The following is a 26302-nucleotide window of genomic DNA, read 5'->3' on the forward strand; positions in this document are numbered from 1 at the left end:
TCATGGGTTGATCGTGTGCTCCCCCACCTGGCGTCCCCAGACGTACTCGTTCATGATCGGCTGTCCGAGCTCGAAGTGGTTGTACGGGGCCAGGCTGGCACCGGTGTCCATCACCAGGTAGGGCATCGGCCACAGGTCGCGGGTGATCGGCTGCCAGCAGCCGGGCCGCCCGCCCGGGCCGCCCTTGGCGTTGACGCGGGGCAGGTTGTCCGGGAACACGTACGCATTGCCGGCGCCGAGCACCGAGGAACGGGTCACCAGCGAGTACCCGTTACCGCCCAGGGCACCGGCGAGTTTCGGTGCGGCGTCGTGGTAATTACGGATGGTGCACAGCAACTCCGGGCTGTAGTAGTCCAGCAACTTGCTGGTGGGCAGCAGGTCCTGGGCGCCGCGGACCAGGTACGGGCCGCCGCGCTCGAAGATGTCGGCGCCGGTGTTGCCGAAGCCGACGGCCGACATCAGCGCGGCATCGATGTTGCCCCGCTCGTCGTTGAGTGCCTGGGCGGTGGTGACCGCGTTGGCCAGCCCGTCCCACAGGTCCGGGGAGGCGTCGGAGTAGACATCGGCCAGGTCGGCCAGACCGGTGACATCGCGACGGATCTGCGGCATCCGCGGATTCAGTTCGCCGAGAATGTCGTTGCCGTCCACCAGCGACTGGCCGAACTTGTCGCCCAGGCCGTCGAGCGCCTGAGCGGCGGCGGTGAGGGTCTGGTTGAGCTTGACCGGGTCGACCTGTTCGGCGATGCCCATGATGGTCTCGAACAGGGTGTTGAACTCGGTGGTCGTCCCCGATGCCTGGATCGTGGCACCGCTTTCGAGCCGGGTGGGCGCCGGGTTCTCCGGCGACAGGAACGAGATGTACTTGTTGCCGAACACCGTGGTGGCGCGCAGTTCGGCTTCCACGTTGGACGGAATCAGGTCAAGGTATTTGGGGTCCACGTCCAGGGTCAGCTTGGCCTTGGGCACGTCGCCGACGGTGACCACCCCGGCCTCGGCCAGACGCCCGATCGGCACCCCGTTGAAGGTGACCTTGGAACCCGGATCCATGGCCAGGCCGGCCCGCTCGGCGAGCACGGTCAGCTGCACCCGGTCCTCGAAGATCCCGCGGAACTGCAGCCAGGTCAGCGTCAGCACCAGTGCGCTGATCAGTAGCAGCACCAGGCCGGCCACCTTGTACGGCGGGGTCTTCGGCTTGTTCAGCGGCGCAGCGGTGTTCGTCATGACATCACACCGTCAGGTTGAAGTTCGGGTCGGTGCCGTAGAGCGCCAACGAAGCCAGCAGGACGACCACCACGATGGCGATCAGCGAGGTGCGCATCGAACGCCCGACCGCCTCACCCACGCCCACCGCGCCGCCGCTGGCGAAGTAGCCGAAGTAGCAGTGGTTCAGCATCACGATGATCGACATGATGATCACCTCCAAGAACGACCACATGACGTCGTCGACGCGGAGGAAGGTGTGGAAGTAGTGCTCGTAGGTGCCCACCGACTGCGCGTAGAACACCGTGGTGACCAGCTGGGCGGACAGGAAGGACAGCAGGATCGCCATCGCGTAGAGCGGCACGATGACGATGGCGCCGGCCATCAACCGGGTCGACACCAGGTACGAAATCGACTTGATGCCCATCACTTCCAGGGCGTCGATCTCCTCGCTGATCCGCATCGCACCGAGTTCGGCGGTAGCGCCGGCGCCGACGGTCGCGGCCATGGCCTGGCCGGTGACGACCGGGGCGACCACCCGGATGTTGGCCAGCGCGGCGAAGAAGCCGGTGAAGGCCTCGACGCCGATGTTGCCCAGTGAGGCGAAACCCTGGATGGCGATCAGCGAGCCCGCGGACAGCGTGACGAAGCCGATGATCGCGACGGTGCCGCCGATGACCGCCATTGCGCCGGTGCCCATCCCGATCTCGGCGACCAGGCGAAGCGCCTCGCGGCGGTAATTCTTGAACGCGTGCGGCAGGTGGCCGACGGCCTGCACGACGAACCATGCGACATGCCCGATGCTGTCCAGGAATCGCCCGGGCGCACCGGCAAAACCGCGGGTGCGGTCGAACGCGCGCGGGAAGCGGGTCCGCAGGACGGCAGCTGTGCTCATGCGCAATCCGCCTTCGGCTTCTTGCTCGGGGTGCTCATACGGCCTAGCCCCCCGTCCCGAACCGCACGCCGATGGTGGTCAGCACCACGTTGACCGCGAAAAGCGCGACCACGCAGAGCACCAGCGTCTCGTTCACCGCGGTGCCCACGCCCTTCGACCCGCCCGCCACGGTCAGGCCGCGATAGCAGCCGACCAGCCCGGCGATGAGCCCGAACAGGGTCGCCTTGATGACCGAGATCATCACCTCGGGGAATCCGGTGAGCAGCGTCAGCGTGGACACGTAGGCGCCGGCGTTGACGTTCTGGATGTAGACACCGAAGAAGTACCCGCCCACCAGACCGATGGTGATCACCGCGCCGTTGAGCAGGAAGGCCACGAAGGTGGCGGCGACGACCCGGGGCGCGACCAGCCGTTCGATGGGATCGATGCCGAGCACCTCCATCGCGTCGATCTCCTCGCGCACGGTGCGGGCACCGAGGTCGGCGCAGATGGCGGTCGACCCGGCGCCGGCCACCACGAGCACGGTGACCAGCGGGCCCAACTGGGTGACCGCGCCCAGCGCGGCACCCGCGCCCGAGACGTCGGCCGCACCGAACTCGGCCAGCAGGATGTTGAGGGTGAAGATGATGAGCACCGTCAGCGGGATCGACACCGCGAGCGTGGGCAGGAACGCCACCCGGATCAGGAACCAGCTCTGAAGGACGAATTCCTTCCACTGGAAGGGCCTGGTGAGCAGCGCCTTTCCGGTCAGCACAGACATTTTGAAGAAACCGCCGACCATGGTCAGCGGTTTGTCCAGCTGGTCTTTGAGGTAGTCGACCAGGCCGTTGCCCGCCGTCACCGGCGCACCGCCGAACTGAGCTCGTCGCGTGGCGGCATCACCTGTCGCACGCCCCCTCCTCCACTTATTCCGAGCCCCGTATCCGTCGGTGTGATGCCCACCTACCTACTGGCCGGTAGTAAGGCGGACCACAGGACTGTACCCGATCCGGTACCGGCGGTGTCGCGCAACTGCTTTATTGACCCCGCAACTGTTAGCAAAGAAATCCCGTCCGGTTACCACTCCGAGGCCACCTTCAGAAACCATTGCCGCAGTAGAACTTTCGCCAGCGTCAATCAGCCGGTGCGTCACGACCCGTAGGTGGCCCGCAGGTCGGTCTTGAGCACCTTACCGGCGGGATTGCGCGGCAGCGCGTCCACGACCTCCAAGGCCTTGGGGTGCTTGTACCGGGCCAACCGCTCGGTGAGGAACTCGTCGAGCGCCTCCAGGGTGAGGCCCGGTTCGGAGAGTGCGACGACCGCGACCGGTACCTCGCCCCACTTCTCGTGCGGGCGCCCGATGACCGCGACCTCCGCGATGGCCGGGTGAGCGGCCAGGACGTTCTCCACCTCGGCGCAGTAGATGTTCTCCCCGCCGGAGATGATCATGTCCTTCTTGCGGTCGACGACCCAGATGTAGCCCTCTTCGTCCTGGCGCACCAGATCGCCAGAGTGGAACCAGCCGCCGGCGAAGGATTCCGCGGTGGCCTTCGGGTTGTTCCAGTAGCCGGCCATGAGCGTCGGTGCGCGGTAGACGATCTCACCCACCTCACCGATTCCGACGTCGTTCATGTCCTCGTCGACGATCCGGGCCGAGACCGTCGGGATCACCTTCCCGACCGAGCCGAGCTTGCGAATTGCGTCTTCCCCCAACAACATACACGTGACCGGCGACATCTCTGTCTGCCCGAACGCGGCCAGGATGTTGGCTCCCGGGAAGGTGTCGGCCATCTCCTTCAGCAACGTGTCCGAGGCCGGCGCCGCACCCCAGGACAGCACCCGCAGCCGGAGGTTGCGCGGTTGGGCGCGCTGGGCGGCGCAGACCGCCTGCCACTGCGCGGGCACCAGGAAGATCCCGGTCACCTGCTCGGCCTCCAGCACGTCGAGCAGTGCCCCCGGATCGAAGGCACCGAGCGGGTAGAGCACCGTCGGGCGGCCCAGCAGCAGACCCGGGATCATGTTGCCGATGCCGGCGATGTGGAACAGCGGGACACCGATGAAACCGACGTCGTGGTTGAGGTCGGCGCCGTTGGTGAACAGGAACGTGGTCGCCTGCCCGCTGATGTTGGTGTGGGTGAGCACCGCGCCCTTGGGTCGTCCGGTGGTCCCCGAGGTGTACATGATCAGCGCCGGTGAGTCGTTGGGGATGTCGACCGGGGCGGGCGTCGGGCCGTCCTCGGCCAGCAGATCGTCGTAGCCGAGCACGCCCTCCTCGGTCGAACCGCCCGCGACGATCACCGTCGACAGGGTGGCGTCCAGCTCCCGCACCGCGGTCGCCACCGGTGCCAGCACCGCTTCGGTGACGACGACCGCGGCCTCGCAGTCACTGACCAGGAAGGCGATCTCGGGCGGGGTCATCCGGAAGTTCACCGGCACCGCGATCGCGCCGAGCCGGTTGGCGGCCAGGAACGATTCGATGAACTCGGTGCGGTTGAGCATCAGGATCAGCACCCGGTCACCGGGGCCCACCCCGCGGCGCTGCAGCGCGCCGGCCAACTTGGTGACCCGCTGATCGAGTTCGGCCCAGGTGGTGGTCTGACCGAGGAACCGCAGCGCGGTCTTCTCGGGCTGCATCAGCGCGTGCCGGGAAAGTTGATTGGACCAGTTCTGTTGCCGGGCCAGGTAGGGCTGTTCGGTGCTCTGAGCGGTCAACGCGGAGGCTCTTTCGTCGAGGGTGCGCAACGAGGCTTGCGCAATGTTGATATTTGATCAAACATTGTGTCGGCCCGGTCACACTATGACGACACCGGCCGGAAGAACAAGCCGTCCGACCCCCGCACCCCGCTCGAAAGGACGGCGCCGACAGACGTGGAAGCACCAGTGAAGCGCCGCCGCGAACAGCTCTCCGACGAGGTCGCCGGCCATCTGCGGGTCGCGATCATGTCCGGGACGCTACGTCCGGGCACCTTCGTGCGCCTCGACGAGACCGCGGCCCGGCTGGGCGTGAGCATCACCCCCGTGCGCGAGGCGCTGCGCACCCTGCGCGGTGAGGGCCTGGTGCAGTTGGAGCCGAACCGCGGGCACGTGGTGGCGCCGTTCACCCGCGACGACATCGCCGACATCTTCTGGCTGCAGGGGGCGATCGCCGCCGAACTCGCCTCGACCGCGGCGGTGCGCGCCGACGCGGCCGACATCGACGAACTGGACCGGCTGACCGATGCGCTGGACACGGCCGTGCAGGGCGGGGACGTCGAAACCATCGCATTGGCGGAGTTCAACTTCCACCGTGCGTTCAACCGCTCGACGAATCGGATGAAGCTGGCCTGGTTCCTGCTCAACGCGGCCCGCTATCTGCCCCCGCACATCTACGCCTCCGACCCGCAGTGGGGTGTCGAGGCGGTGGCCAACCACCGACAACTGGTGGCCGCCATGCGCCGCCGCGACGTCACCGAGGTGGTGCGGCTGACCCGCAGCCAGTTCGACGACGGCGCGCGCCGGCTGACCAGCCTGCTCGACGAGCTCGGGCTGTGGACCTGACTCCGCCCAACGTCGATCTCGGCGTCAGGCCAGTTCTTCGGCCCGCTTCTTCAAGTTGCCCGCCAGGTGCTCCAGGGCGTCACCCGCGACCTTCTTCACCATCATCGACGGCACCCCGGCCATCGACACCTCGACATCCATGTCCACCGTGAGCAGACTCACCGGCCCCATGTCGACCACGGCGAACAGCTGCTCCTGCTTGGAGAACAGGTTGCCCTGCTGCATCACGGTCTGGATCTGATTTTCCCCGGGGTAGTAGACGGCCTGGATGTAGGTGCCCTCCATGCCCTGCACCTTCGTGTCGAGGCGCAGCTGACTGGGCCGGCCGTCGTCGTAGCGGGCCAGCACCCAGGCGCCGGTGACCTCTTCGTTCCATTGCGGGTACGCCTCGAAGTCGGCGACGATGGCCATGATGGCGGCGGCAGGTGCGGCGACCTCGACGGTCTTGCTCACGATCGGCATCGGGCGAGCATATCGCCGCGCGTACCGAGGCCGATTCCGCGGTGAGGGCACGCGACTTCGCACTTTCACACCCGGCTGCGCTCAGATCTGCACGGACCCGCCGCGCTCGACCTCGATGATGCGGTCGCCCAACCGGCGACGCCCCATCTCCTCGCGGAACTCGCGCAGCGGGGACGCGAACACGCCGTAGTCGTCGAAGTGCACGGGAATCACCTTGGGAAGGCCGAGCGCCTCGACGGCGGCCGTGCCCTGGACGCCGTCCATGGTGACGGTGAGCCCGAACGGCAGGCGGTCGCCGGCGGGCAGCCGGGTGCCGCCGAGGTGGACGATGCCCGCCTCGATGGCTGTGAATCGGACCGGGATCTCCTTGAGGTCCTCGATGAACAAGGTGTCCCCGGAGATGTACAGCCGACGATCAAACTCCTCACCCACCGGGCCGAACTCCAGCATGGATCCCATCACCGGCGGCAGCAGGCGCTGCGTCCAGGTGGGCGCGTGCCGCCCGGGCAGCGCGGTGACCCGCAACCGGGTGGACCCCTTGGTGACCTCCCGGAAGTCCCACGTCGAGAGTCCGAGGGCGGCGTCGAAACCGCGCCGGACCAGACGCTTGGCGGCGTGCGGGGTGGTCACCACGGGCAGGGCGTGGTCGAGACCGCGTTGCGCGACCCGATCCCAGTGGTCGCCGTGCATGTGCGAGAGCACGATGCCGTCCAGCGGTGGTAGTTCGTCGATCCGCAGCGCGGGTGGACGGCGCCGTTTGGACACCAGCCCGTATCCCAGGTAGGCGTGCTGTCCCCGGTGCAGGAAATTGGGGTCGGTCAGGACGGTGATGTCACCGCACGCGATCAGCGTGGTGGCATTGCCGATGAACGTGACGGTCAGGTCCACCGGGATGCCACTCGGCGCACGGTCCGCACCCCGAGCACACCGGCGAGCACCCATGGCCCGGCGATCAGCAGCGGATCGATCCAGGTGTGGGCGTTGTCGACCCGGGTGGTGCCGGCCCGGGCCTTCCAGCCGTTGTGGGTGAACTCGCTCTTGATCCCGGTCTCGCTGATCGGGTTGTCCGGGCGCAGCGTGAACAGCGATGCCAGATGGCTTTCCGCGGCGTCGATGCGGTCGGCCCCGATCAGCAGCAACCAGTGCGCGGCGCGGCCTTCGCTGTATCGGTAGGCGAATCTGCGCACCAGGCCAGAAGCCCCACGCAGCGGCGCGGACGTTCCGAAAACCGGGGTCAGGCGCGCATGTTCGATGGAACGTTCGCGGGGCACCCGCTCGGGCTGCTGCTCGGGCAGGTCCCAGTGCGCCCCGGAGGCGGACGGGTCGAATCGCATCCGCGGTACCGCGGGCCGGTCGGCGGGGTCGAGGTCGACACCCCACCCCGGGATCCGGGCCCGCAGGTCCTCGCTGTCCGGTACCGGTGGGTGTTCGGCTGTGTAGACCATCGCAGTGCTCCTGTCAGCTGGCTTGCGGGAGAATGACCGGCTTGATGCAGTCGTCGAGTTTGGCCGAGAAGATGTGGTAGCCCTCCGCAATGTGTTCCAGGGGAATCCGGTGCGTGACAATCTCATTGGGTTTGAGATAGCCGTTCTGGATGTGTGAGAACAACCGCGGCCACTGCCGTTTCACCGGGCATTGGTTCATCCGCAACGTCAGCCCCTTGTTCATGGCGTCGCCGAACTTCACCGCGCTGAACATCGGCCCGTAGGCACCCATCACCGACACCGTTCCGCCCTTGCGCACCGAATCGATCGCCCAGTTCAGCGCCACCGGGGATCCGCCCTGCAGTTTGAACTTGGTGGCGGTGACGTGCTGCAGGAAGTTGCCGTCGGCTTCGGCACCGACGCAGTCGATCACCGAGTCCGCGCCCAGCCAGCCGGTGGCTTTCTTCATCTCCACCACGATGTCGTCGTACTCGGCGAAGTTGCGGGTCTCGGCGTGCGCGAAGATGCGGGCCTTCTCCAGTCTGTTCTCCAGATGGTCGATCACGATGACGCGTCCCGCACCCATCAACCAGGCCGACTTCGCCGCGTAGAGGCCGACAGGCCCGGCACCGAACACCGCGACGGTGTCACCTTCGGCGATGTCGGCGAGCTGCGCGCCGAAGTATCCGGTGGCCAGCGCGTCGGTGCACAGCAGCGCGTCCTCGTCGTCCATCCAGTCCGGGATCAGGGCCGGGCCGACGTCGGCGAACGGGACCCGGACGAACTCGGCCTGCCCGCCGTCGTACCCGCCACAGGTGTGCGAGTAGCCGTAGATGCCGCCGACGGCGGTGGCATTGGGATTCACATTGTGGCAGTTGGAGTACAGGCCGCGGGCGCAGAAGTAGCACGACCCGCAATAGACGTTGAACGGCACCATCACCCGGTCGCCGGGTTTGAGGTTCTGCACCGACGGCCCGACCTGCTCGACGACGCCGATGAACTCGTGACCGAACGTCATGCCGACCCGGGTGTCGGGCATCATCCCGTGGTACAGGTGCAGATCGGAGCCGCAGATCGCGGCCATCGCGACCCGCACGATCGCATCGTTGGGATGCTCGATCGTGGGCATGTCCTTCTCTTCGACCCGCACCTTGTACGGGCCTCGGTAGACCATTGCGCGCATGGCGCCTCCTCCGTGGATGTACCTCGGCGGCTACCCACTGGGCGGGACGGGAAACACCCGCCGGTCAGGGCTTCGCGGCGCGGACAGCCGCCCCCAGCAGCGTTCGGATCGCGTCGGGGATGGGGACCGGCCGGCGGGTCCGGCGGTCGACGTAGACGTGCACCCAGGACCCGACCGCGGCGACCGGACCACCGTCGGCCCACAGCCCGGTGCGGTAGGTGACGCTGCTGGTGCCCAGCCGGGTGACAGCGAGGCCCACCACCAGATCCGACGGGAACTTCAGCTCGGCGAAGTAGCGGCAACTCGACTCGGCCACCACGCCCAACCAGGGCGCGGACATCGGATCCACGCCCGCCCCGGAGCCGATCCAGGCGTTGATGGCGGTGTCGAACAGCTGGTAGTAAATCGCGTTGTTGAGGTGGCCGAACATGTCGTTGTCGGTCCACCGCGTCTGCACCGGCCAGTGCACCTCGAAGTCCGCGTTCGAATACTCCATGCCGGTCAGCATGTCAGGCTGGAACCATGAGGATTCGTGGTGCGGTGCTGGAGACGATCGGCGCGTCCCGCCCCTATGCCGCGTCGCGGCCGCTGTCGGTGACGGAGCTGGAACTCGACGATCCGGGCGAGGGTGAACTGCTGGTGCGCATCGAGGCGGCCGGGTTGTGCCACTCGGACCTGTCCGTGGTCGACGGCAACCGGGTGCGACCGATCCCGATGCTGCTCGGGCACGAGGCCGCCGGGGTGGTCGAGAAGGTCGGCGGCAGCTCGGATCTGAAACCCGGGCAACGGGTGGTGATGACGTTCCTGCCGCGCTGCGGGGAATGCTCGGCCTGCGCCACCGACGGCCTCGCACCCTGCATTCCGGGTAGCGCCGCCAACGGTGCCGGCACGCTGCTCACCGGCGCGATCCGGCTGGGTGGCGGGGTGCTGCACCACCTGGGGGTGTCCGGGTTCGCCACCCACGCGGTGGTGGACCGGCGGTCGGTGGTGCCGGTGGATTCGGACGTCCCCGCTGTGGTGGCGTCGCTGCTGGGGTGTGCGGTGCTGACCGGCGGCGGGGCGGTGCTCAATGCCGGTCGGCCGGTGCCCGGGCAGACCGTGGCGATCGTCGGGATGGGTGGTGTCGGGATGGCCGCCATGCTGACCGCGCTCGCCCACGACGACGTCCGGGTGATCGCCGTGGACCGTCTGCCCGACAAACTGGCGCTGGCGGCAGAACTCGGCGCACACGAGACGTTCACACCGGAGCAGGCCGACTTCAAGGCGCAGGTGGTGATCGAGGCCGTCGGGCATGCCGGCGCACTGGAGACGGCGATCGGGCTGACCGCGCCGGGTGGGCGGACGATCACCGTCGGCCTGCCGGCCCCTGATGCGCGGATATCGTTGTCTCCGTTGAGTTTGGTAGCCGAGGGCCGCACGCTGATCGGCAGCTATCTGGGCTCCGCGGTGCCGGCCCGGGACATCCCGCGCTTCGTCGAGCTGTGGCGGGCCGGACGGTTGCCGGTGGAGAAGCTGGTGTCCTCCACCATCGCGCTCGACGAGATCAACGCCGGTATGGACGAACTCGCCGACGGGCATGCGGTGCGCCAGATCATCAACTTTTAGCGCCGAGATCGACGAAAAGGTGTGAGCCTCTCGCACTTCGGCGCCCGTTTGTCCGTGTGGGCGGGGATCAGAACCAGGCGTCGCGCATCTCCAGCGTGGTGCGGTCCAGACTCTCCAGCAGGTCCAATTGCGGTGCGGTCCTGGGCAGTTCGTAGCGGTAGAAGAACTTTGCAGCCTGGCGCTTACCGGCATAGAAGTCGCCGTCCTTGCCGGCGCAGGCCAGGTACTGCTCCAGCCATATCCAGGCGATCACGATGTGCCCGAACGCCTCCAGATAGATCGCGCTGTTGGCCATCGCGGCCTCGAGGTCACCGGAGGCGAACATGCCGGCGGTGACGGCCACCAGCCGCTGCGAGGACGCGTCCAGTTGCGCGCCCAGCGGGTCGTCCCCGGCGGCGGCCACCGTCGCGGAAATCCGCTCCGATAAAGCGGCCAGGCTGGCGCCGCCGTTCTGGGTCACCTTGCGGCCCAACAGGTCCAGGCTCTGGATGCCGTGGGTTCCCTCGTGGATCGGGTTGAGCCGGTTGTCCCGGTAGTGCTGCTCGACGTCGTACTCGCGGGTGTAGCCGTACCCGCCGTGCACCTGGATGGCCAGACTGTTGGCCTCCAGGCACCACTGCGAGGGCCAACTCTTGGCGATCGGGGTGAGGATGTCCAGCAGCGCGGTGTTCTCCTCGTCGGCCAGCTTCGCGCAGTACAGCGCCAGCCCGAGGGCTCCCTCGACATAGGACTTCTGCGCCAACAGCATTCGTTTCACGTCGGCGTGCTCGATGATCGGGACCTGCGGGGCGCTCGGATCCTTCACCAACCGGCCCTGCGGACGCTCCCGGGCGTACTGGAGGGATTTCAGGTAGCCGGTGTAGCCGAGTGCCACCGCGCCCATCCCCACCCCGAGGCGGGCCTCGTTCATCATGTGGAACATATAGGCCAGGCCGCGGTGCGCTTCGCCGACCAGATAGCCGACCGCCCCGTCGAAGTTGAGCACGGTGTTGGTGATCCCGCGTTGACCCATCTTGTGGTTGAGCCCCGAGATGGCCACGTCATTGCGGCTGCCGACCGAACCATCCGGTTCGACAAGGTATTTCGGCACGATGAACAGCGAGATGCCCTTGGTGCCGGCCGGCCCGCCCGGGATCTTGGCCAGCACCAGGTTGACGATGTTCTCCGAGAGTTCGTGCTCGGCACCGGAAATCCACATCTTGGAGCCGAACAGCCGGTAACTGCCGTCGTCCTGGGGTTCGGCGCGGGTGGTGATGTCGGCCAGCGAGGAGCCCGCCTGGGTCTCCGACAGCGCCATCGTGCCGGTGAACCGGCCGGCCAGCATCGGCTTGACGAAGCGCTCGATCTGCTCGGCGGTGCCGAACCTGGCGATCAGGTTGGCATTGGCTATGGTCAGCATCAGATACCCGGAGCTGCTGGTGTTCGCCGCCGAGATCCACGCGAAGCCGGCCTGCGCGACGGTGACCGGCAGCTGCGCGCCGCCGAGTTCGGCGTCGAAGCTCATGCCCAGCAGATCGGCCTTGGCGAACGCGTCGATGGCCTCTTTCACCTCGGGTATGACGGTGACGGTCTTGCCGTCGAACTGCGGCTCGTTGGCATCGCTGAGTTTGTTGTGCGGGGCGAAATAGCGTTCCGCCACCTGTTCGCACAGGTCGAGCACCCCGTCGAAGGTCTCCCGGGAGTGCTCGGCGAACCGCTCCCGTTCGGTGAGTTCCTCCACCCGCAGCCATTCGTAGAGCAGGAAGTCCAGGTCGCGGCGGGAGAGGATGGTCGACTTCATGCCCGCCAGGCTAGCCCTCCGGATCGGGCGCCGGCAGGCTCATCCGGGCCAGCCGGGCCGGGTCGATGATCGACACGATCCCGACCAGGCGCCCGCCCTCGACGGTGCAGGCCATCACACCCAGCGGCCGCCCGGTCGGGCCCCAGGCCAGCACCCCGGGCTCCCCGTTGACCGAGACCCGCCGGGCCGTCACCCGCCCGCCCAGCCCGCGCCGCACCGCGTCCACCACACCCTCGGCGCCGGTGCCGACGGTGACCCCGGTGGCGGTGTGCCGCTGCCAGTGCACCTCGGGATCGAGCACCCGCAGCAGCGCGTCGAAGTCGCCGTCCCGGGCCGCGGCCAGGAACGCGTCCACCACGGCGCGCCGCTCGTTGCGGTGCCGCCGGTCGGCGACCGGGGTCGGGACGTCCTGCACCTTGTGGCGTGCTCGGCTGGCCAGCATCTTGGTCGCGTCCACCGATTTCCCGAGGATCGACCCGATGTCGGCGAACGGGACCGCGAACATGTCGTGCAGCACGAACGCGAGGCGCTCGTCCGGGCGCAGCGACCCGAGCACCACCAGCATCGCCAGCCCGACGCTGTCGGCGAGCATCGCGGCGTCCTCCGGGGTGTCGACGTCCTCGGTGACGACCAGTTCCGCGACCGGCACCTCGGAACGACCGGTCCGCGCCCGCAGCATGTCGATGCAGATGCGCCCGATCACGGTGGTCAGCCAGCCGGCCAGATTGTCGATGGTGTCCGGATCCTGACGGGACAGCCGCAGCCACGCCTCCTGGACCGCGTCCTCGGCGTCGGTCCGGGAGCCCAGGACGCGGTGCGCCACCGCGAGCAACCGGTGCCGCTGCTCCTCGAAGAGCTGTGCCAGCGCTGCGTCCGTCATGTGTTACCTCTCGTCGCCCTCATCCGTCATAAGGATGACGAGCCGGACCGGGCTCGGGTAACGACCACGGAGGGAAATCGATCATGTCTGCCACGTTGTGGACCATCACCATCGTCGTCGCGGTGGCCTACACCGCCGGCGGGGCCGCCCTGCTGCTGATGTCGCGGCAGCGCTACCGGGCGTTGGCGACCAACCAGCAGTGGGTCGACGACTTCGGCGACGGGCACCTCAGGACGATCGGTGTGCTCAAACTGGCCGGGGCGGCCGGGCTGGTGTTGCCGGTGGCCGTCGGCGTCGCACCGGTCCTCACCCCGCTGGCAGCCTGCGGGCTCGCGTTGTTCATGGCGGGGGCGGCCACCACCCGGTTCCGGCGCAGCGAGTGGCTGCCGATGTTCGGCGATACCGTGTTCCTGGCGGTGTTCGCGTTCCTGGCCTGGGGCTGGTTCGCCCTGCTGATCGGTTAGCGGCCGAGTCACCCGACGGCGACCGTGTCGCTTTCCAATTCGCGCAGCGCGGTGCGCAGCCCGCGTCGCCTCCCGGTGCGCGGATCGATGCCGAAGGTGTCCCGGACGCCACCGCGGATCCGGAACTTCAGTTCGGAATTCGTCTCGGGAGCATCGTCGGCGGTCGCCTTCAGAAACCTGTTCGGCAGGGCCAGCTTGGCGATCGTCCAGAACGACTGACTGTATTGGCGCACAAGCGAACCCGTGGTGTACGGCAGGTCGTACTTGTCGCAGAGCGCGCGCACCCGCTGCGCGATCTCGGCGTAGCGGTTGCTGGGTAGATCCGGGAACAGGTGGTGCTCGATCTGGTAGCAGAGGTTGCCGCTCATGAACGCCATCACCGGACCGGCGTGGAAGTTGGCCGAGCCCAGCATCTGGCGTAGATACCACTCGGCGTGGGATTCCTGCTCGAACTCCTCCTTGGTGAATTTCTCTGCGCCGTCCGGAAAGTGGCCGCAGAAGATGACCATGTAGGCCCAGTAGTTGCGGATCAGGTTCGCCACCGCGTTGGCGGCCAGCGTGTGCTTCCAGTTCCGCCCGGTCAGCGCGGGGAAGACCACGTAATCCTTGCCTACCTGCTTGCCCACCTTCCGGCCGATGATCTTGAGGTCCTTACGCACCTCGGCCATCGACTTCTCACCCTTGCGCCACTTGGTCGTCTCGACTCCGTGCAGCGCGACACCCCACTCGAACAGCGTGCCCAGCAGGATGTTGTACAGCGGGTTGCCGATCATCCAGCGTTCCCAGCGCTGATCACGGGTCAGCCGCATGATGCCGTAGCCGATGTCGTCGTCGAGGCCGACGACGTTGGTGTACTTGTGGTGGATGTAGTTGTGGGACTTTTTCCAGTGCACGGTCGGCGAGGTGGTGTCCCACTCCCACTCGGTGGAGTGGATCTCGGGGTCGTTCATCCAGTCCCACTGGCCGTGGGTGATGTTGTGCCCCAATTCCATGTTCTCGATGATCTTGGCGGTGGCGAGCATGCCGGTGCCGGCCACCCAGGCGTATCTGTTGCGGCTCGCGAACAGCGCGATGCGCCCGCCCACGGCGAGCGCCCGTTGTAGTCGGATGGCCCGGCGGATGTAGCGGGCGTCGCGTTCACCCCGGGACTCCTCGATATCGGCCCGGATGGCGTCCAACTCACGTTCCAGTTCCGTGACGTCGGCGTCCGTCAGGTGTGCGTACGCCTTAATCGGTGATCGCCATGCGGAATTCTCCTAGACGTTGATGGTGCAGTTTCCGGCTGCCGCCGAGATACAGGTCTGGATCCTGTCGCCCGCGCCGTGCTCGGTTCCGGAGCGGAAGTCCCGGACGTGGCCGTCTTCCAGTGGCAGCACACAGGTTTGGCAGATGCCCATCCGGCATCCGAACGGCATCTGGATACCTACCTGCTCGCCGGCCTCCAGGAGCGAGGTCGCACCGTCCACCTCGACGGTCTTGTCCGAGATGGCGAAGGTGACGGTGCCGCCCTGCCCGCCCTTGTCCGTGCGGGCGATGACGAAACGCTCCATGTGCAGTTGATCGGCGGGGACCCCCGCTTCGGACCAGGCCCGTTCGATCGCGTCGAGCATCGGCGGGGGTCCGCACGCCCAGGTGGGGCGCTGCTGCCAGTCCCCGACGATCTCGTCGAGCCGGCCGACGTCGAAGTGCCCCATCCGGTCGGTCAGCTGCAGGTGCAGCCGGTACCCCTCGGCGCGATCGTGAAGTTGCTGAAGTTCGGCGCGGAAGATGACGTCCTCATCGGATGGCGCGGAGTGCACGTGCACGATGTCGCGGCCGGTCTGGCCGCGCACCGCCAGTGACCGCAGCATCGCCATCACGGGCGTGATGCCGCTGCCCGCGGTGATGAACAGCATCTTGTCCGGCGGCGGATCGGGCAGCGCGAAATCCCCCTTGGGGGCGGCCAATCGGACGATCGTCCCGGGTGCCACCCCGTCGACCAGGTGTGTCGACAGGAAGCCCTCCGGGGTGGCCTTGACGGTGATGGAGATGAGCTTGTTGTCCCGGACGGGCACCGAGGTCAGCGAGTATGACCGCCAGTGCCAGCGGCCGTCGACGCGCAGCCCGATCCCCACGTACTGGCCCGGTCGGTAATCCGCCCGGAATCCCCAGCCGGGTTTGATCGTGACGGTGGCCGAGTCCTCGGTCTCACGTCGCACGTCGACGACCTCGCCGCGCAGTTCCCGGGCCGTCCACAGTGGGTGGACCATCTTGAGGTAGTCATCGGGCAGCAGCGGGGTCGTCGCGCGGGCGGCGAGACCGCGGATCAGGTTGATCTTCGGTGTGCTGGCGGTGGGGACGTCATGGGCGGGTGCCGCACTCCACCGGGCAAGACCGCGAAGGCTGAGTGAACACATGTACACCGGCTACCCGGGTGTCGCGGCGTTCACACATCCGAATCTCGAATCAGCGGATGACGCTGACCCCGCCGTCCACGGGGATGACGGCCCCGGTCACGTAGCTGCCGGCGCGGCTGGCCAGAAAGACCGCGATGCCGGCCATGTCGTCGGGTTTGCCGACCCGCTTGAGCGGCAGGGCGGCACCCACCGCCTCCTCGCCGGCGGTCAGCAGCACCTTGGTCATCTTCGACGGGAACAGGCCGGGTGCAATGGCATTCACCAGGATCCGGGGCGCCAGCTCACCGGCCAGCTGCTGGGTGAGCACGTGCACGGCGGCCTTGCTGGCGGTGTAGGAGAAGTTGTTGCGGCCGACCTCGGGGATGTGGAATCCGTCCACGCTGCCGGTGTTGATCACCCGGGCCGGGTCGTCCTCGGTGGCGCCGGCGGTCAGCAGCGGCGTCAACGCCCGGGTCAGCAGGAAGACGCCCTTGACGTTGACGTCGAAGACCCGGTCGAACGCGGCGGCGGGGAACGTCTCGTACGGTTCGCCCCAGTTCGCGCCGGCGTTGTTGAACAGGGCGTGGATCTTGTCCTCGCGGGCGGTCAGCTCCTCGGTGAGCGTCTGCACGCCCGCCTCGGTGCCCAGATCGGCGGGGATGGCGTCGACCGCACCGAACGGGGACAGCTCCTCGACCGCGGCCGCCAGTTCGGCCTCCTTGCGCGCGGACAGGTACACCTTGGCCGCACCGGCCTGCAGCAGCCCGCGGGCGATCATCACCCCGATCCCGCGGCCACCTCCGGTGACCACCGCGACCTTGCCATCGAGCCGGAAGAGATCGGTCATTTCGGCGCGGCGCCCTCTCCGCTGTTCTGGGCCGCGCCCAGCGGCTGCTCGTTGCGGACCGTCTCATCGCGGATCAGCCCGCGCAGCAACGCGGTACTGAATTCCACCGCGATCTCCTGGGCGGTGCGGCGGCCGTGCGGACGCAGCCACCGGTAGGCACCCAGCGTCATGCCGATGTAGCCCAGCGCCAGGACGTGGGAATCGCAGTCGTAGAACTCGCCGCTGGCGATGCCGCGGTCGATGACGTCGCGGACGTGCTCGTAGACGGTGGACTCGGCCTTGCGGATGTAGGCGACCTGCTCCTCGGTGAACCATTCCGAGATGTAGGGGCCCTCCTGGAAGTAGACGGCCGCGGCCTCCAGGTCGGTCGCGATGCCGGTGAGCAGGCGGCGGGTGAAGTGGTAGATCGTTTCCCGCGCGGTGGCGGTGGGATCATCGTGCAGGGCGTCGACGGTGAAGTCGGCGGTGCGCTTGTAGATATCCCAGAGGATCAACGATTTACTGGCGTAGTAGTGGTAGACGGTGGCCTTGTTGAGGCCCACCGCGTCGGCCACGTCATCCATCCGGGTGCCGTGGTAACCGCGGGCGGCGAACAACTTGGCGGCGACCGCCAGCAGTTCGTCGCGCCGGGTCGATCCGTTGGGTGCGGACTCGGTGGACATCGCTACTCACTATCTACTGACCGGGCGAGCCCGGGAAACCAATCAACTGGTTGGCCAGTTTAAGCAATAAGGCAGATCCGGTGTCCCGGTGTGTGCCGGTCGGGCTAAACTCCCCACAAAGTGGCCGTGCCTGGGAGGTACTCATGGATCCGAATCCCGATTACGACATCAGTGATGAGGGCGAGTTCTTCTTCAGCTGGTTGGCCTGGGGCCTGCGCGGCGTCTACCCGCCGCCGGCTTACCCGCCGGTCTAGATCCGGCCGACACGAAAGCACCCGCACGCCTGAGCGTGGCGGGTGCTTTTTTGCGTCTTTCGGGGTGCGCGCCGATTTCTACGTGTGGGCTGCGCTCTCGCGCTGAGGACCACCCTGACGTAGAAACCGGCGTGCCGAAACTCAGGCGGCAGCCGCCTTGACCGCCTCACCGACCTCGTTGCGCAGCTTCAGGAACTCCGGCGAGCGCCGCAACTCGTCGGCGTCCACCCCGGTGCGCGGCAGCTCCGACGGCAGATCCAGCGCCACCTGGCCCGGCCGTCGGGTCAGCACCACGATCCGCGAGCCGAGGAACGCTGCCTCCTCCGCGCTGTGCGTGACGAACACCGTGGTGCGCCCCGACTCCGCACTCACCTGGCGGACGTCGTCCTGCAGCCGTTCCCGGGTCAACGCGTCCAGTGCGGCGAAGGGTTCGTCGAGCAGGAACAGCGGGGTCTCGGCGGCCAGCGCGCGGGCGATCGCGACGCGCTGCTGCTGCCCGCCGCTGATCTCCCAGATCTTGCGGCTCGCGGTGCCTTCCAACCCGACCCGCTCCAGCAGCTGATCCCGCCGTTCCGCACGCCGGTCGCGCGGCACCTTGGCGTACTTGAGCGCCAGGTCGATGTTGCCGCCGACGCTGCGCCATGGGAACAGCCGCGGCTGCTGGAACACCACCCCGGAGGTGACGCCGGGTGTCGGTGCCGCACCGCCGACGTGCACCTGACCCTCGCTGGGTGATTCGAACCCGGCGATCAGCCGCAGCAGCGTGGATTTCCCGCAGCCGGACGCCCCGACGAGGACCAGGAACGCGCCCGGCTCCACGTCGAGGTCGACCGGCCCCAGCGCGGTCACCGCGTCGGCGCCGCTGCCGTAGCGGTGCGCCACGTTGGCGATCCGCAGGCCACCCCGGCGGTCAGCTTCCGGTGATGGCACCGGGCAGTCCCGACGTGTAGATCGCATCCTGGAAGGTCTTGAGATCCGCGGCGGCCGGGATCTGCTTCTGGTCGGCCAGGAACTGCGAGGCGCTCTGCAGGTTCGCCGCGATATTGCCCGGGGCGCCTTCGGATCCCAGCCACTCGGGCGAAGCCACCTGGGCCGGGGTCAGATACACGCCCTGCTTGAGTTGGCCGGCGACATCGGATTCGGGCAGCCCGATCTCGGCGGCGATCGCCTTGGCCGCGGCGGCCGGATCGTCGGCGATGGTGTCCAGCGCGCGGGCCTGCTGCTCGCGCCAGGTGTCGATCACCTCGGGGTTCGCCTCGGCGAACCCGTCGGCGACCACCGCGAGGTCGAGCGTGGGCTTGCCGTCGGAGGCCAGTTGGCGGCTGGTGATGAGGTCCTTGCCGGTCTTGCGCAGCTGATCCAGGGTGGGCAGCCAGCTGTAGGCGGCGTCGATGTCGCCACGATCCCAGGCCGCCAGGATGGCCTGCGGCTGCAGGTCGATCAACTGGACGTCGCTGGGCGAGAGACCGTTCTGGGCCAGCGCGGCCAGCAGGCTGTAGTGCGCGGTGGAGGCGAACGGGGTGGCGATCCGCTTGCCGCGCAGATCGGCGATGGTGTTGACGCCGGCCTCGTTCCGCACGACCAGGGCCTCGTTGTCGCCGGCCACGTCGAGCACGAACGCCACCTTGTACGGGATGTTGAGCGGGGCGGACAGCCCGCGGGCCACCGGGCTCGAACCCAGTGCGCCGAAGTCGAGTTCCTTGGCGATGAAGGCGGTGTTGACGTCGGCGCCCGAGTCGAACTTGATCCACTTGATGTTGAATTCGGGCAGCGCCTCTTCGAGCCACTTGTTGTTCTTGACGATCAGATCGCCGCTCGGAAAGGTCTGATAACCGATCCGCAGGGTGGGCTTCTCCGGGTCGTTTCCGGCGCCGCCATCGCCGCCCACCGCGCAGCCGGCCAGCGCGAGAACGCCGGCAGCCACGGCCACAAGGGATTTGAACTTCATCTAGATCTTTCCTCTCCAGGGGACGGCGCGCCGTTCCAGCGCCCGCAGGAATCCGTCGATGACCAGACCCGAGATCCCGATGGCGAAGATCCCGACCAGCACCACCGGGGTGTTGTTGTAATTGCTTGCGTCCTTGACCAATCCGCCGATGCCGGGGATACCGTTGAACAGCTCGGCGGCCACCACCGACGAGTACGCCATGCCGACGGCGAGCCGGATACCGGTGAACGTCTCCGGCAGCGCCGAGGGCACCACGACATCGCGGATCACCTGGGTCCGGGTGGCCCCCAGCGCGCGGGCCGCTTCCTGGAGGCCGACCGGCGCGGCGACGACCGCGGCGGTGGTGGCGACCGCCGCGGGCGGCAGGGCGGCCAGCGCCAGCAGGGTGATCTTGGGTGCCTCGTCGATGCCGAGCCAGATCACCAGCAGGAAGAAATAGGCCAGCGGCGGCAGCGCCCGCAGAAAGGTCAGCCACGGTTCCAGCACACTGCGCAGCCAGCCCACCGACCCCATCAACAGCCCGAGCAGCACGCCCGCGACGACACCGATGACGACGCCGGCCAGCACCCGCCGCAACGTCATGTAGAGGTGTTCGTAGAGCACGAATCCGGCGTAGCCGCGGACACCGTCATGAGTGGTGGAGACATCGATGAAGGCGCGCCACACGGTGCTGGGATACGGCACGAAGGTCTGGTTCCAGATGCCCAGGGTGGCAACGAGTTGCCAGACCGCGAAGAACACCAGCACCGAGAGCAGCGGCAGGCCCGCCTTGGTGAGCAGCCCACGCCAGCGGGCAACGGATCGGCTCGCCGGGGCCGCGACGGCCGTGGGCTCGTCCGGCACGATATCGACGAAGACAGACACTGCGGACCGACTTTCTCTTGCTGTGAGAACTACTGAGGGACTGAGGCTTATGGCCTCAGCAACAGCAAGAGTCGACGGACAACGCGGTGTTCACCCGCGTATTACTACCCGGGCGGGAGGTGGCTGCGAAGGGCTGGAATCGCTCTGATTTTTATCCGACTTTCGATCCGGCGTCGCGGGGGATGCGTTCGAGCAGGGCCGACGCCCACGCGCTCCTGCGTTCCCACGCCGTAATCGTCGCGCCCCGAGCGGATTCCACCCAGATCTGCAGACGCTCACGCACCGGCACGGGCGGTGGCGGCGGGACCGGGGGCCATACGTCGACGGTGGCGAGCACACCCGCCGGTTGCGGCACCGGCCCGAGTTTCTCTCGGTACTGTTCTCCGCAGCCGTGGCAACTCACCTCGTAGCGAAGCAGTTCCGGCCCCAGCTCGACGAAGGCGTAGTCCGCCACCGCGACACAGCGGGGGCACCGGGCCTGCCCGCGTTCGACCACCAATTCCATGGAGTACATCGTGGGGTCCCCGGCCGGCGATGCGATCTCCTCGCCCCATGTCGATGCACGTTCGCTGCGCAAACGAGATCCTCGGGACCGGTCAGCGCGGGTGCTCGACGCGCCGGGGCGGCGTGTCGATCACCTGTCGGTCGGGTTCGTCCTCACCGGCCCGGCCCCGATCGGACCTCACGTCGGGATCGATGTGGTCGATGTGCTTGCGCCGTTCGTCGAGTTCGTCGCGGTGGGACTCCAGGGTTTCCTGATGTGCGGCGGCCCGCTCACTCAGCCGACGCGCCTCGGCGGCCTTCGCCTCGGCCTCGGCCGCGGCCGCGCGGGCGCGGGCGTCGGTCTCCTCGGCCAGCGCCTGGCGCTTGGCGACCTGTTCCTGCTCGGCCTTGAGTTCGCCGCGCATTTTCCGGGCCTGCTCGCGCTTGCCCTGGGTGCGCTTGCGGCTGGCCGCGATGAACAGACTGATGACCACCACGATGGCCAGGATGGCCGCGCCGATGACCACCACTGTTTCGATGTCGGACATGTTGGCTCCTTCGACAGCTGCGGCGCCCCGTAATCGACGCGCATGCAAATTGGGGCATTCCCGCCCGCCGGTCCCACGAAACGTCGCCGCCGCAGGGAAAGATGACCGGGGTGACGAAGGTGACGGGCCGGCTGTGGCGCAGCGGCGAGCCCCACGACGACGAGTTCAGCCTCGATGCCATCTCGGATTGCCTGGCATCCGAGGACCAGTTGGTTTGGGCGGACATCTACGACCCCGACCATGACGCCCTGAGCCTGTTGGCGGCCGAGATCGGCCTGAACGTCTGGGCGGTCGAGGACGCCGTCGCCCCGAAGGAACGCACCAAAGCTGCCGTCTACCAATCGCATACGTTCTTCACGGTGTACGCGCTGGGCACTCACGAGCCGACCCGGGACAGCGAGTCGATGTTGGTCAAACACCGCATCTCCGCCTTCGTGCTGCCGCACGCACTGATCACCGTGCGGCTGCCCGGCCTCAACAGCGGCCCAGGCGAGTTCGACATCGGCGAGGTCTCCCGCCGGTTCGACGAACTCGGCGGACAGTCGCACGGGGTGGGCGCGTTGGTGCACGGACTGCTCGATGTGGTGGTGGACGGTCACTTCGACGCCGTCCAGGTGCTCGACGATGCCATCGAAGAACTGGAGGACGAACTGTTCTCCGACTCCGGCACCCGGGCCGGGCCGCCACATGGCCTGCAGCGGCGTACCTTCCGGGTCCGCAAGGATCTGGTGGACCTGCGCCGCGTGGTGCTGCCGGTGCGCGAGGTGGTGAGCACCATCCAGCACCGCAGACTCGACGCCAGGACCTCCCCCGAACTCGACCCGCTCTACGCCGATCTGTACGACCACGTGCTGCGCGCCTCGGAGTGGACCGAATCGTTGCGCGACATGGTCACCACGGTCTTCGAGACCAACCTCTCGCTGCAGGACGCCCGGCTGAACACCGTGATGAAGAAGCTCACCGGCTGGGCGGCCATCATCGCGGTCCCCACCGCCATCACCGGCTTCTACGGCCAGAATGTGCTCTACCCCGGAATCGATACCGTCGCAGGTTTCCTGACCAGTTCGGCAGTGATCGTCGTGCTGGTCGTGGTGCTGTACGTGATGTTCAAACGGCGCGACTGGTTGTGATCGCGGGGAGAACTGCACCGGTCAAGATCAGCGAAGGTGGACGGGGTCGCCTACCGCCCCGCACTGTTTCCTACACTGACTCTTTTGACCCCGTCCTGGGCCACACAGATCGGATCGGAACAACGTGATCATCGGGATACCGCGCGAGTCCCTGGCTGGGGAGACTCGCGTCGCGGCGACACCGCAGACCGTCGGGCAGATTATCAAGCTCGGCTACACAGTAGTCGTCGAGAGTGCAGCGGGCGCGGCATCCAGCTTCTCTGATGCCGCCTACGTGGAGGCCGGTGCGACCATCGGTTCGCCGTGGAATGCGGATGTGGTGTTGAAGGTCAACGCGCCCGACGATACCGAGATCGCCGCGGTCCGCGACGGCGCGACGGTGGTGGGACTGATCTCGCCCGCGCTGAAGCCGGAGTTGGTCGAGAAGCTCTCGAGCAGGCCGATCACGGTGCTGGCCATGGATGCGGTGCCGCGGATCTCACGGGCCCAGTCCCTGGACGTGTTGTCCTCGATGGCCAACATCGCCGGCTACCGTGCCGTGGTGGAGGCCGCGCATGCCTTCGGACGGTTCTTCACCGGTCAGGTCACCGCGGCGGGCAAGGTACCCCCGGCCAAGGTGCTCGTCGTGGGTGCCGGGGTGGCCGGGCTCGCCGCCATCGGTGCCGCGGGCAGCCTGGGTGCCATCGTGCGGGCCACCGATCCGCGCCCGGAGGTGGCCGATCAGGTCGCCTCCCTGGGCGGGGAGTACGTCTCCGTCGATCCCGACGCCGGGGAGGTCTCGGCCACCGGGTACGCCAAGGAGATGGGCGAGGACTACAAGGCCCGCGAGGCCGCGCTGTATGCCGAGTTGGCCTCCGAGGTCGACATCATCATCACCACCGCGCTGATCCCGGGCCGGCCCGCGCCGCGCATCATCACCGCCGAGATGGTGGCCTCGATGAAACCCGGGTCGGTGATCGTGGATATGGCCGCGGCCAACGGCGGCAACGTCGAGGGCACCGTCAAGGATCAGGCCATCGTCACCGACAACGGGGTGAGGATCATCGGCTACACCGATCTGGCCGGCCGGCTGCCCGCCCAGGCCTCCCAGCTCTACGGCACCAACCTGGTCAACCTGCTCAAGCTGCTCACCCCGAACAAGGACGGCGTGCTCACCCTGGACTGGGACGACGTGGTGCAGCGCTCGATCACCGTGGTCCGCGACGGGCAGAGCACCTGGCCCCCGCCGCCGGTGCAGGTCTCGGCCGCCCCGGCGGCCGCCGCGGCGGCCGCCGGGGCCGCCGCACCCGCCCCGGTGGTCAAGGAACCCAAGAAGCCGATGACGACGCAGCGTCGCCTCGGGATCACGTTCGCCGCGGCGGCCGCGCTGTTCGCTCTGATCGCGCTGTCCCCGGCCGCCCTGCAGGTGCACCTGGTGGTGTTCGCGCTGGCGATCGTGATCGGCTACTACGTGATCGGCAACGTCCACCACGCGTTGCACACCCCGCTGATGTCGGTGACCAACGCGATCTCCGGGATCATCGTCGTCGGCGCACTGCTGCAAATCGGCACCGGTGACCCGGCGATCACCGCCCTGGCCTGCGTGGCGATCCTGCTGGCCAGCATCAACGTCTTCGGTGGCTTCGCGGTGACCCGCCGCATGCTCGCCATGTTCTCCAGAAGCTGATGTTCTCCCGCAGCTGAGGCTGCCCCACACTCCCTTTTCCTGGAAACGGATTCCTGCATGCTTTCTCTAGAAACCGCTGCCACCGCGGCGTATGTGGTCGCGGCACTGCTGTTCATCCTGGCGCTGGCCGGGCTGTCCAAGCACGAGACATCGAGGGCCGGCAACACCTTCGGCATCGCCGGCATGGCCATCGCCCTGATCGCCACCATCGTGCTCGCTCTCGGGCGCGGCATCGAACCGCTCGGGCTGGGCCTGCTGATCGGCGCCATGATCGTCGGCGCGGCGATCGGCCTGTGGCGGGCCAAGGTCGTCGAGATGACCGGGATGCCCGAACTGATCGCGCTGCTGCACAGCTTCGTCGGTCTGGCCGCCGTGCTCGTCGGCTGGAACGGCTACCTGCACATCGAGGCCCATCCCGACGGCCCGGACACCACCGCGATGGCCGCGGCGGGCATGCTCGGTATCCATTCGGCCGAGGTGTTCATCGGCGTGTTCATCGGCGCGGTCACCTTCACCGGGTCCATCGTGGCCAACCTCAAACTCTCGGCCCGGATGAAGTCCGCCCCGCTGATGCTGCCGGGCAAGAACATCCTCAACATCGGCGCCCTGGTGGTGTTCTTCGCGCTCACCGTGTGGTTCGTCATCTCACCGGCGCTGTGGCTGCTCATCGTGGTCACCGCGCTGGCCCTGCTGCTGGGCTGGCACCTGGTCGCCTCCATCGGCGGCGGCGACATGCCGGTGGTGGTGTCCATGCTCAATAGCTACTCCGGTTGGGCCGCCGCCGCGTCGGGCTTCCTGCTGGGCAACGATCTGCTGATCATCACCGGTGCGCTGGTCGGCTCCTCGGGTGCCTACCTGTCCTACATCATGTGCAAGGCGATGAACCGCTCCTTCATCTCGGTGATCGCCGGCGGTTTCGGGATCGAGGCCGGCCCCGCGCAGGACAAGGACTACGGCGAGCACCGCGAGATCACCGCCGAAGCCGCCGCCGAAATGCTGGCCGGCGCCAGCTCGGTGATCATCACCCCCGGCTATGGCATGGCCGTGGCCCAGGCCCAGTACGGGGTGGCCGACCTGACCCGCAAGCTGCGCGACCGCGGCGTCACCGTGCGCTTCGGCATCCACCCCGTCGCCGGCCGGCTGCCCGGGCACATGAACGTGCTGCTGGCCGAGGCCAAGGTCCCCTACGACATCGTGCTGGAAATGGACGAGATCAACGACGACTTCCCCGACACCTCGGTGGTCCTGGTCATCGGCGCCAACGACACCGTCAACCCGGCCGCCTCCGAAGACCCCGGATCACCCATCGCCGGCATGCCCGTGCTCACCGTGTGGAACGCCGAAAACGTCATCGTCTTCAAACGCTCCATGGCCTCCGGCTACGCCGGCGTGCAAAACCCACTGTTCTTCCGAGACAACACCCAGATGCTCTTCGGCGACGCCAAAGACCGCGTCGACGCCATCAACGCCGCGCTGTAGTAGGGCTCAGGCCCGCAGCCCCTCGGTGAGCAGCGTGGCCAACTCCGCGTAGGCCTCGGCGTCGCTCAGCCCGGTGGCCTCCCGCACGCTGCGCTGCTGGATGCGCACCATCATCGTGGCGATCAGATCGGCCGCGAACGAGGTGTGCACCGCGCGGTACTCCCCCACGCCGACGCCGTCCTCGATCAACTCCCGGACCCGCTGCGCGGCCGCCCGGGTGTTGGCCTCGTACACCTCCCGCGCCGGCGCGAAGGCGTTCATATCGGCCATGAACGCGTCCGAGGCGACGGCCAGTTCCTCGCCGACCCCGGTCAGGTAGGCCGCGACGCGCTCGCGGGCGCCGCCCGCCTGCGCCAGGCTCGCCTCCACCCCGGTGGTGGCCCGTTTGAAGAAGTACACCGTCACCCGCCGGACCAGCTCGTCCTTGCTGGTGGCCAGCGTGTACAGGGTGGATTTCGAGCAGCGCAGCCGGGCCGCGATCTCGTCGAGGGTGAGGTGGCTGAAGCCTTCGGCCAGGAAAAGCGCCAGCAGCGAGTCGAACAGCGCTGTGCGGCGGCGCGTCGCGAATCCGGTTTCGGCCAGGTCGGACATCGCTCGATAGTACTGGCTTACCCCTTTCAGTACTGCAAGTGATACT

The 26302-nt window shown here is 67.7% G+C and carries 27 protein-coding genes and 1 pseudogene; 7 read left to right on the top strand and 21 right to left on the bottom strand.

Going from position 1 to position 26302, the window contains the following annotated elements:
* From V4U86_RS27695 to fadD5, 4 genes are all read right to left on the bottom strand, one after another.
* Positions 1 to 1221 carry an MCE family protein gene (locus tag V4U86_RS27695; protein WP_395309030.1) on the bottom strand — a complete coding sequence of 407 codons (1221 nt, stop codon included), beginning with the start codon at positions 1219 to 1221 and terminating at the stop codon, positions 1 to 3.
* A 4-nt stretch (positions 1222 to 1225) separates the two neighbouring features.
* Positions 1226 to 2095, bottom strand: coding sequence for an MlaE family ABC transporter permease (locus tag V4U86_RS27700; protein ID WP_395309031.1), 870 nt, complete (start codon positions 2093 to 2095; stop codon positions 1226 to 1228).
* Between the two features lie 43 nt (positions 2096 to 2138).
* Complete coding sequence (locus tag V4U86_RS27705) at positions 2139 to 2876, bottom strand: MlaE family ABC transporter permease (RefSeq protein ID WP_395312240.1); 738 nt, start codon at positions 2874 to 2876, stop codon at positions 2139 to 2141.
* A 347-nt stretch (positions 2877 to 3223) separates the two neighbouring features.
* Positions 3224 to 4816, bottom strand: coding sequence for a fatty-acid--CoA ligase FadD5 (fadD5, locus tag V4U86_RS27710; protein WP_395309032.1), 1593 nt, complete (start codon positions 4814 to 4816; stop codon positions 3224 to 3226).
* 126 nt (positions 4817 to 4942) lie between these two features.
* On the opposite strand from fadD5, the gene V4U86_RS27715 reads away from it, so the two are divergent.
* On the top strand, positions 4943 to 5611 hold the full coding sequence (locus V4U86_RS27715; RefSeq protein ID WP_395309033.1) for a GntR family transcriptional regulator: 669 nt from the start codon (positions 4943 to 4945) through the stop codon (positions 5609 to 5611).
* A gap of 24 nt (positions 5612 to 5635) precedes the next feature.
* Here V4U86_RS27715 and V4U86_RS27720 read toward each other — a convergent pair whose 3' ends face one another.
* The 5 genes from V4U86_RS27720 to V4U86_RS27740 all read right to left on the bottom strand — a co-directional run bounded on the left by V4U86_RS27720 (position 5636) and on the right by V4U86_RS27740 (position 9176).
* Complete coding sequence (locus V4U86_RS27720) at positions 5636 to 6073, bottom strand: SRPBCC family protein (protein WP_395309034.1); 438 nt, start codon at positions 6071 to 6073, stop codon at positions 5636 to 5638.
* A gap of 81 nt (positions 6074 to 6154) precedes the next feature.
* Positions 6155 to 6961 (bottom strand): MBL fold metallo-hydrolase, encoded by an 807-nt coding sequence (locus V4U86_RS27725; protein WP_395309035.1) that lies wholly within the window; start codon positions 6959 to 6961, stop codon positions 6155 to 6157.
* The gene (locus V4U86_RS27730) at positions 6952 to 7518 is read right to left on the bottom strand and encodes a hypothetical protein (RefSeq protein ID WP_395309036.1); all 567 of its coding nucleotides are present in this window, start codon (positions 7516 to 7518) and stop codon (positions 6952 to 6954) included. The genes V4U86_RS27725 and V4U86_RS27730 overlap by 10 nt, the downstream gene beginning before the upstream one ends.
* Before the next feature lie 13 nt (positions 7519 to 7531).
* Complete coding sequence (locus tag V4U86_RS27735) at positions 7532 to 8680, bottom strand: zinc-dependent alcohol dehydrogenase (protein WP_395309037.1); 1149 nt, start codon at positions 8678 to 8680, stop codon at positions 7532 to 7534.
* A gap of 64 nt (positions 8681 to 8744) precedes the next feature.
* Positions 8745 to 9176 (bottom strand): acyl-CoA thioesterase, encoded by a 432-nt coding sequence (locus tag V4U86_RS27740; RefSeq protein ID WP_395309038.1) that lies wholly within the window; start codon positions 9174 to 9176, stop codon positions 8745 to 8747.
* 26 nt (positions 9177 to 9202) lie between these two features.
* Between V4U86_RS27740 and V4U86_RS27745 the strand changes: the two genes are divergently transcribed.
* The gene (locus tag V4U86_RS27745) at positions 9203 to 10285 is read left to right on the top strand and encodes an alcohol dehydrogenase catalytic domain-containing protein (protein WP_395309039.1); all 1083 of its coding nucleotides are present in this window, start codon (positions 9203 to 9205) and stop codon (positions 10283 to 10285) included.
* A gap of 67 nt (positions 10286 to 10352) precedes the next feature.
* Here the strand turns inward: V4U86_RS27745 and V4U86_RS27750 are convergent, their stop codons facing one another.
* Together V4U86_RS27750 and V4U86_RS27755 are read right to left on the bottom strand one after the other, a co-directional pair.
* Positions 10353 to 12065 (bottom strand): acyl-CoA dehydrogenase, encoded by a 1713-nt coding sequence (locus tag V4U86_RS27750; RefSeq protein WP_395309040.1) that lies wholly within the window; start codon positions 12063 to 12065, stop codon positions 10353 to 10355.
* Positions 12066 to 12075: 10 nt separating this feature from the next.
* A complete protein-coding gene (locus V4U86_RS27755; RefSeq protein WP_395309041.1) occupies positions 12076 to 12945 on the bottom strand; it encodes a sigma-70 family RNA polymerase sigma factor in 870 nt (289 codons plus the stop codon).
* Positions 12946 to 13028: 83 nt separating this feature from the next.
* Here V4U86_RS27755 and V4U86_RS27760 point away from each other — a divergent pair, with 83 nt between their 5' ends.
* Positions 13029 to 13409 (top strand): DoxX family protein, encoded by a 381-nt coding sequence (locus tag V4U86_RS27760; protein WP_395309042.1) that lies wholly within the window; start codon positions 13029 to 13031, stop codon positions 13407 to 13409.
* An 8-nt stretch (positions 13410 to 13417) separates the two neighbouring features.
* Here V4U86_RS27760 and V4U86_RS27765 read toward each other — a convergent pair.
* The 4 genes and pseudogenes from V4U86_RS27765 to V4U86_RS27780 all read right to left on the bottom strand — a co-directional run bounded on the left by V4U86_RS27765 (position 13418) and on the right by V4U86_RS27780 (position 17293).
* A pseudogene (locus tag V4U86_RS27765) lies at positions 13418 to 14654 on the bottom strand (fatty acid desaturase family protein).
* A gap of 11 nt (positions 14655 to 14665) precedes the next feature.
* Positions 14666 to 15805: a ferredoxin reductase gene (locus V4U86_RS27770; protein WP_395309043.1), complete on the bottom strand. Its 1140-nt coding sequence runs from the start codon at positions 15803 to 15805 to the stop codon at positions 14666 to 14668.
* Between the two features lie 49 nt (positions 15806 to 15854).
* Positions 15855 to 16631, bottom strand: a complete 777-nt coding sequence (locus V4U86_RS27775) for an SDR family oxidoreductase (protein WP_395309044.1) — start codon at positions 16629 to 16631, stop codon at positions 15855 to 15857.
* Positions 16628 to 17293 carry a TetR/AcrR family transcriptional regulator gene (locus V4U86_RS27780; protein ID WP_395309045.1) on the bottom strand — a complete coding sequence of 222 codons (666 nt, stop codon included), beginning with the start codon at positions 17291 to 17293 and terminating at the stop codon, positions 16628 to 16630. The genes V4U86_RS27775 and V4U86_RS27780 overlap by 4 nt, the downstream gene beginning before the upstream one ends.
* A gap of 143 nt (positions 17294 to 17436) precedes the next feature.
* Here V4U86_RS27780 and V4U86_RS27785 point away from each other — a divergent pair, with 143 nt between their 5' ends.
* Positions 17437 to 17547 (top strand): hypothetical protein, encoded by a 111-nt coding sequence (locus V4U86_RS27785; RefSeq protein WP_019514171.1) that lies wholly within the window; start codon positions 17437 to 17439, stop codon positions 17545 to 17547.
* A 141-nt stretch (positions 17548 to 17688) separates the two neighbouring features.
* Here the strand turns inward: V4U86_RS27785 and V4U86_RS27790 are convergent, their stop codons facing one another.
* The 5 genes from V4U86_RS27790 to V4U86_RS27810 all read right to left on the bottom strand — a co-directional run bounded on the left by V4U86_RS27790 (position 17689) and on the right by V4U86_RS27810 (position 21390).
* Entirely contained in the window at positions 17689 to 18477 is a 789-nt protein-coding gene (locus V4U86_RS27790) for an ABC transporter ATP-binding protein (protein WP_395309046.1), read from the bottom strand.
* Entirely contained in the window at positions 18458 to 19495 is a 1038-nt protein-coding gene (locus V4U86_RS27795) for a glycine betaine ABC transporter substrate-binding protein (protein ID WP_395309047.1), read from the bottom strand. The genes V4U86_RS27790 and V4U86_RS27795 overlap by 20 nt, the downstream gene beginning before the upstream one ends.
* A complete protein-coding gene (locus V4U86_RS27800) occupies positions 19496 to 20359 on the bottom strand; it encodes an ABC transporter permease (protein ID WP_395309048.1) in 864 nt (287 codons plus the stop codon). It abuts the gene before it with no gap.
* 151 nt (positions 20360 to 20510) lie between these two features.
* The gene (locus V4U86_RS27805) at positions 20511 to 20864 is read right to left on the bottom strand and encodes a hypothetical protein (protein ID WP_395309049.1); all 354 of its coding nucleotides are present in this window, start codon (positions 20862 to 20864) and stop codon (positions 20511 to 20513) included.
* A 91-nt stretch (positions 20865 to 20955) separates the two neighbouring features.
* A complete protein-coding gene (locus tag V4U86_RS27810) occupies positions 20956 to 21390 on the bottom strand; it encodes a hypothetical protein (protein ID WP_395309050.1) in 435 nt (144 codons plus the stop codon).
* A 110-nt stretch (positions 21391 to 21500) separates the two neighbouring features.
* On the opposite strand from V4U86_RS27810, the gene V4U86_RS27815 reads away from it, so the two are divergent.
* The 3 genes from V4U86_RS27815 (at position 21501) to pntB (ending at position 25665) form a co-directional block, all read left to right on the top strand.
* The gene (locus V4U86_RS27815; RefSeq protein ID WP_395309051.1) at positions 21501 to 22520 is read left to right on the top strand and encodes a magnesium transporter CorA family protein; all 1020 of its coding nucleotides are present in this window, start codon (positions 21501 to 21503) and stop codon (positions 22518 to 22520) included.
* A 124-nt stretch (positions 22521 to 22644) separates the two neighbouring features.
* The gene (locus V4U86_RS27820; protein ID WP_395309052.1) at positions 22645 to 24186 is read left to right on the top strand and encodes a Re/Si-specific NAD(P)(+) transhydrogenase subunit alpha; all 1542 of its coding nucleotides are present in this window, start codon (positions 22645 to 22647) and stop codon (positions 24184 to 24186) included.
* Positions 24187 to 24243: 57 nt separating this feature from the next.
* Positions 24244 to 25665 (top strand): Re/Si-specific NAD(P)(+) transhydrogenase subunit beta, encoded by a 1422-nt coding sequence (pntB, locus tag V4U86_RS27825; protein ID WP_395309053.1) that lies wholly within the window; start codon positions 24244 to 24246, stop codon positions 25663 to 25665.
* A 6-nt stretch (positions 25666 to 25671) separates the two neighbouring features.
* Here the strand turns inward: pntB and V4U86_RS27830 are convergent, their stop codons facing one another.
* Positions 25672 to 26256: a TetR/AcrR family transcriptional regulator gene (locus V4U86_RS27830; protein ID WP_395309054.1), complete on the bottom strand. Its 585-nt coding sequence runs from the start codon at positions 26254 to 26256 to the stop codon at positions 25672 to 25674.
* Between the last annotated feature and the right edge of the window lie 46 nt (positions 26257 to 26302).

This window comes from Mycobacterium sp. AMU20-3851, from assembly GCF_043974665.1.
Taxonomy (GTDB): domain Bacteria; phylum Actinomycetota; class Actinomycetes; order Mycobacteriales; family Mycobacteriaceae; genus Mycobacterium.

What these genes read in the sequence shown, in the direction of transcription:
- V4U86_RS27730 (WP_395309036.1), bottom strand. Translation starts at nt 7,518, where the DNA reads ATGGTCTACACAGCCGAACACCCACCGGTACCGGACAGCGAGGACCTG.
- V4U86_RS27780 (WP_395309045.1), bottom strand. Translation starts at nt 17,293, where the DNA reads ATGTCCACCGAGTCCGCACCCAACGGATCGACCCGGCGCGACGAACTG.
- pntB (WP_395309053.1), top strand. Translation starts at nt 24,244, where the DNA reads ATGCTTTCTCTAGAAACCGCTGCCACCGCGGCGTATGTGGTCGCGGCA.
- V4U86_RS27750 (WP_395309040.1), bottom strand. Translation starts at nt 12,065, where the DNA reads ATGAAGTCGACCATCCTCTCCCGCCGCGACCTGGACTTCCTGCTCTAC.
- V4U86_RS27775 (WP_395309044.1), bottom strand. Translation starts at nt 16,631, where the DNA reads ATGACCGATCTCTTCCGGCTCGATGGCAAGGTCGCGGTGGTCACCGGA.
- V4U86_RS27755 (WP_395309041.1), bottom strand. Translation starts at nt 12,945, where the DNA reads ATGACGGACGCAGCGCTGGCACAGCTCTTCGAGGAGCAGCGGCACCGG.
- V4U86_RS27720 (WP_395309034.1), bottom strand. Translation starts at nt 6,073, where the DNA reads ATGCCGATCGTGAGCAAGACCGTCGAGGTCGCCGCACCTGCCGCCGCC.
- V4U86_RS27740 (WP_395309038.1), bottom strand. Translation starts at nt 9,176, where the DNA reads ATGGAGTATTCGAACGCGGACTTCGAGGTGCACTGGCCGGTGCAGACG.
- V4U86_RS27795 (WP_395309047.1), bottom strand. Translation starts at nt 19,495, where the DNA reads ATGAAGTTCAAATCCCTTGTGGCCGTGGCTGCCGGCGTTCTCGCGCTG.
- V4U86_RS27760 (WP_395309042.1), top strand. Translation starts at nt 13,029, where the DNA reads ATGTCTGCCACGTTGTGGACCATCACCATCGTCGTCGCGGTGGCCTAC.
- V4U86_RS27745 (WP_395309039.1), top strand. Translation starts at nt 9,203, where the DNA reads ATGAGGATTCGTGGTGCGGTGCTGGAGACGATCGGCGCGTCCCGCCCC.
- V4U86_RS27700 (WP_395309031.1), bottom strand. Translation starts at nt 2,095, where the DNA reads ATGAGCACAGCTGCCGTCCTGCGGACCCGCTTCCCGCGCGCGTTCGAC.
- V4U86_RS27695 (WP_395309030.1), bottom strand. Translation starts at nt 1,221, where the DNA reads ATGACGAACACCGCTGCGCCGCTGAACAAGCCGAAGACCCCGCCGTAC.
- V4U86_RS27770 (WP_395309043.1), bottom strand. Translation starts at nt 15,805, where the DNA reads ATGTGTTCACTCAGCCTTCGCGGTCTTGCCCGGTGGAGTGCGGCACCC.
- V4U86_RS27810 (WP_395309050.1), bottom strand. Translation starts at nt 21,390, where the DNA reads ATGTCCGACATCGAAACAGTGGTGGTCATCGGCGCGGCCATCCTGGCC.
- V4U86_RS27735 (WP_395309037.1), bottom strand. Translation starts at nt 8,680, where the DNA reads ATGCGCGCAATGGTCTACCGAGGCCCGTACAAGGTGCGGGTCGAAGAG.
- V4U86_RS27705 (WP_395312240.1), bottom strand. Translation starts at nt 2,876, where the DNA reads ATGGTCGGCGGTTTCTTCAAAATGTCTGTGCTGACCGGAAAGGCGCTG.
- V4U86_RS27830 (WP_395309054.1), bottom strand. Translation starts at nt 26,256, where the DNA reads ATGTCCGACCTGGCCGAAACCGGATTCGCGACGCGCCGCCGCACAGCG.
- V4U86_RS27805 (WP_395309049.1), bottom strand. Translation starts at nt 20,864, where the DNA reads ATGGAATTGGTGGTCGAACGCGGGCAGGCCCGGTGCCCCCGCTGTGTC.
- V4U86_RS27785 (WP_019514171.1), top strand. Translation starts at nt 17,437, where the DNA reads ATGGATCCGAATCCCGATTACGACATCAGTGATGAGGGCGAGTTCTTC.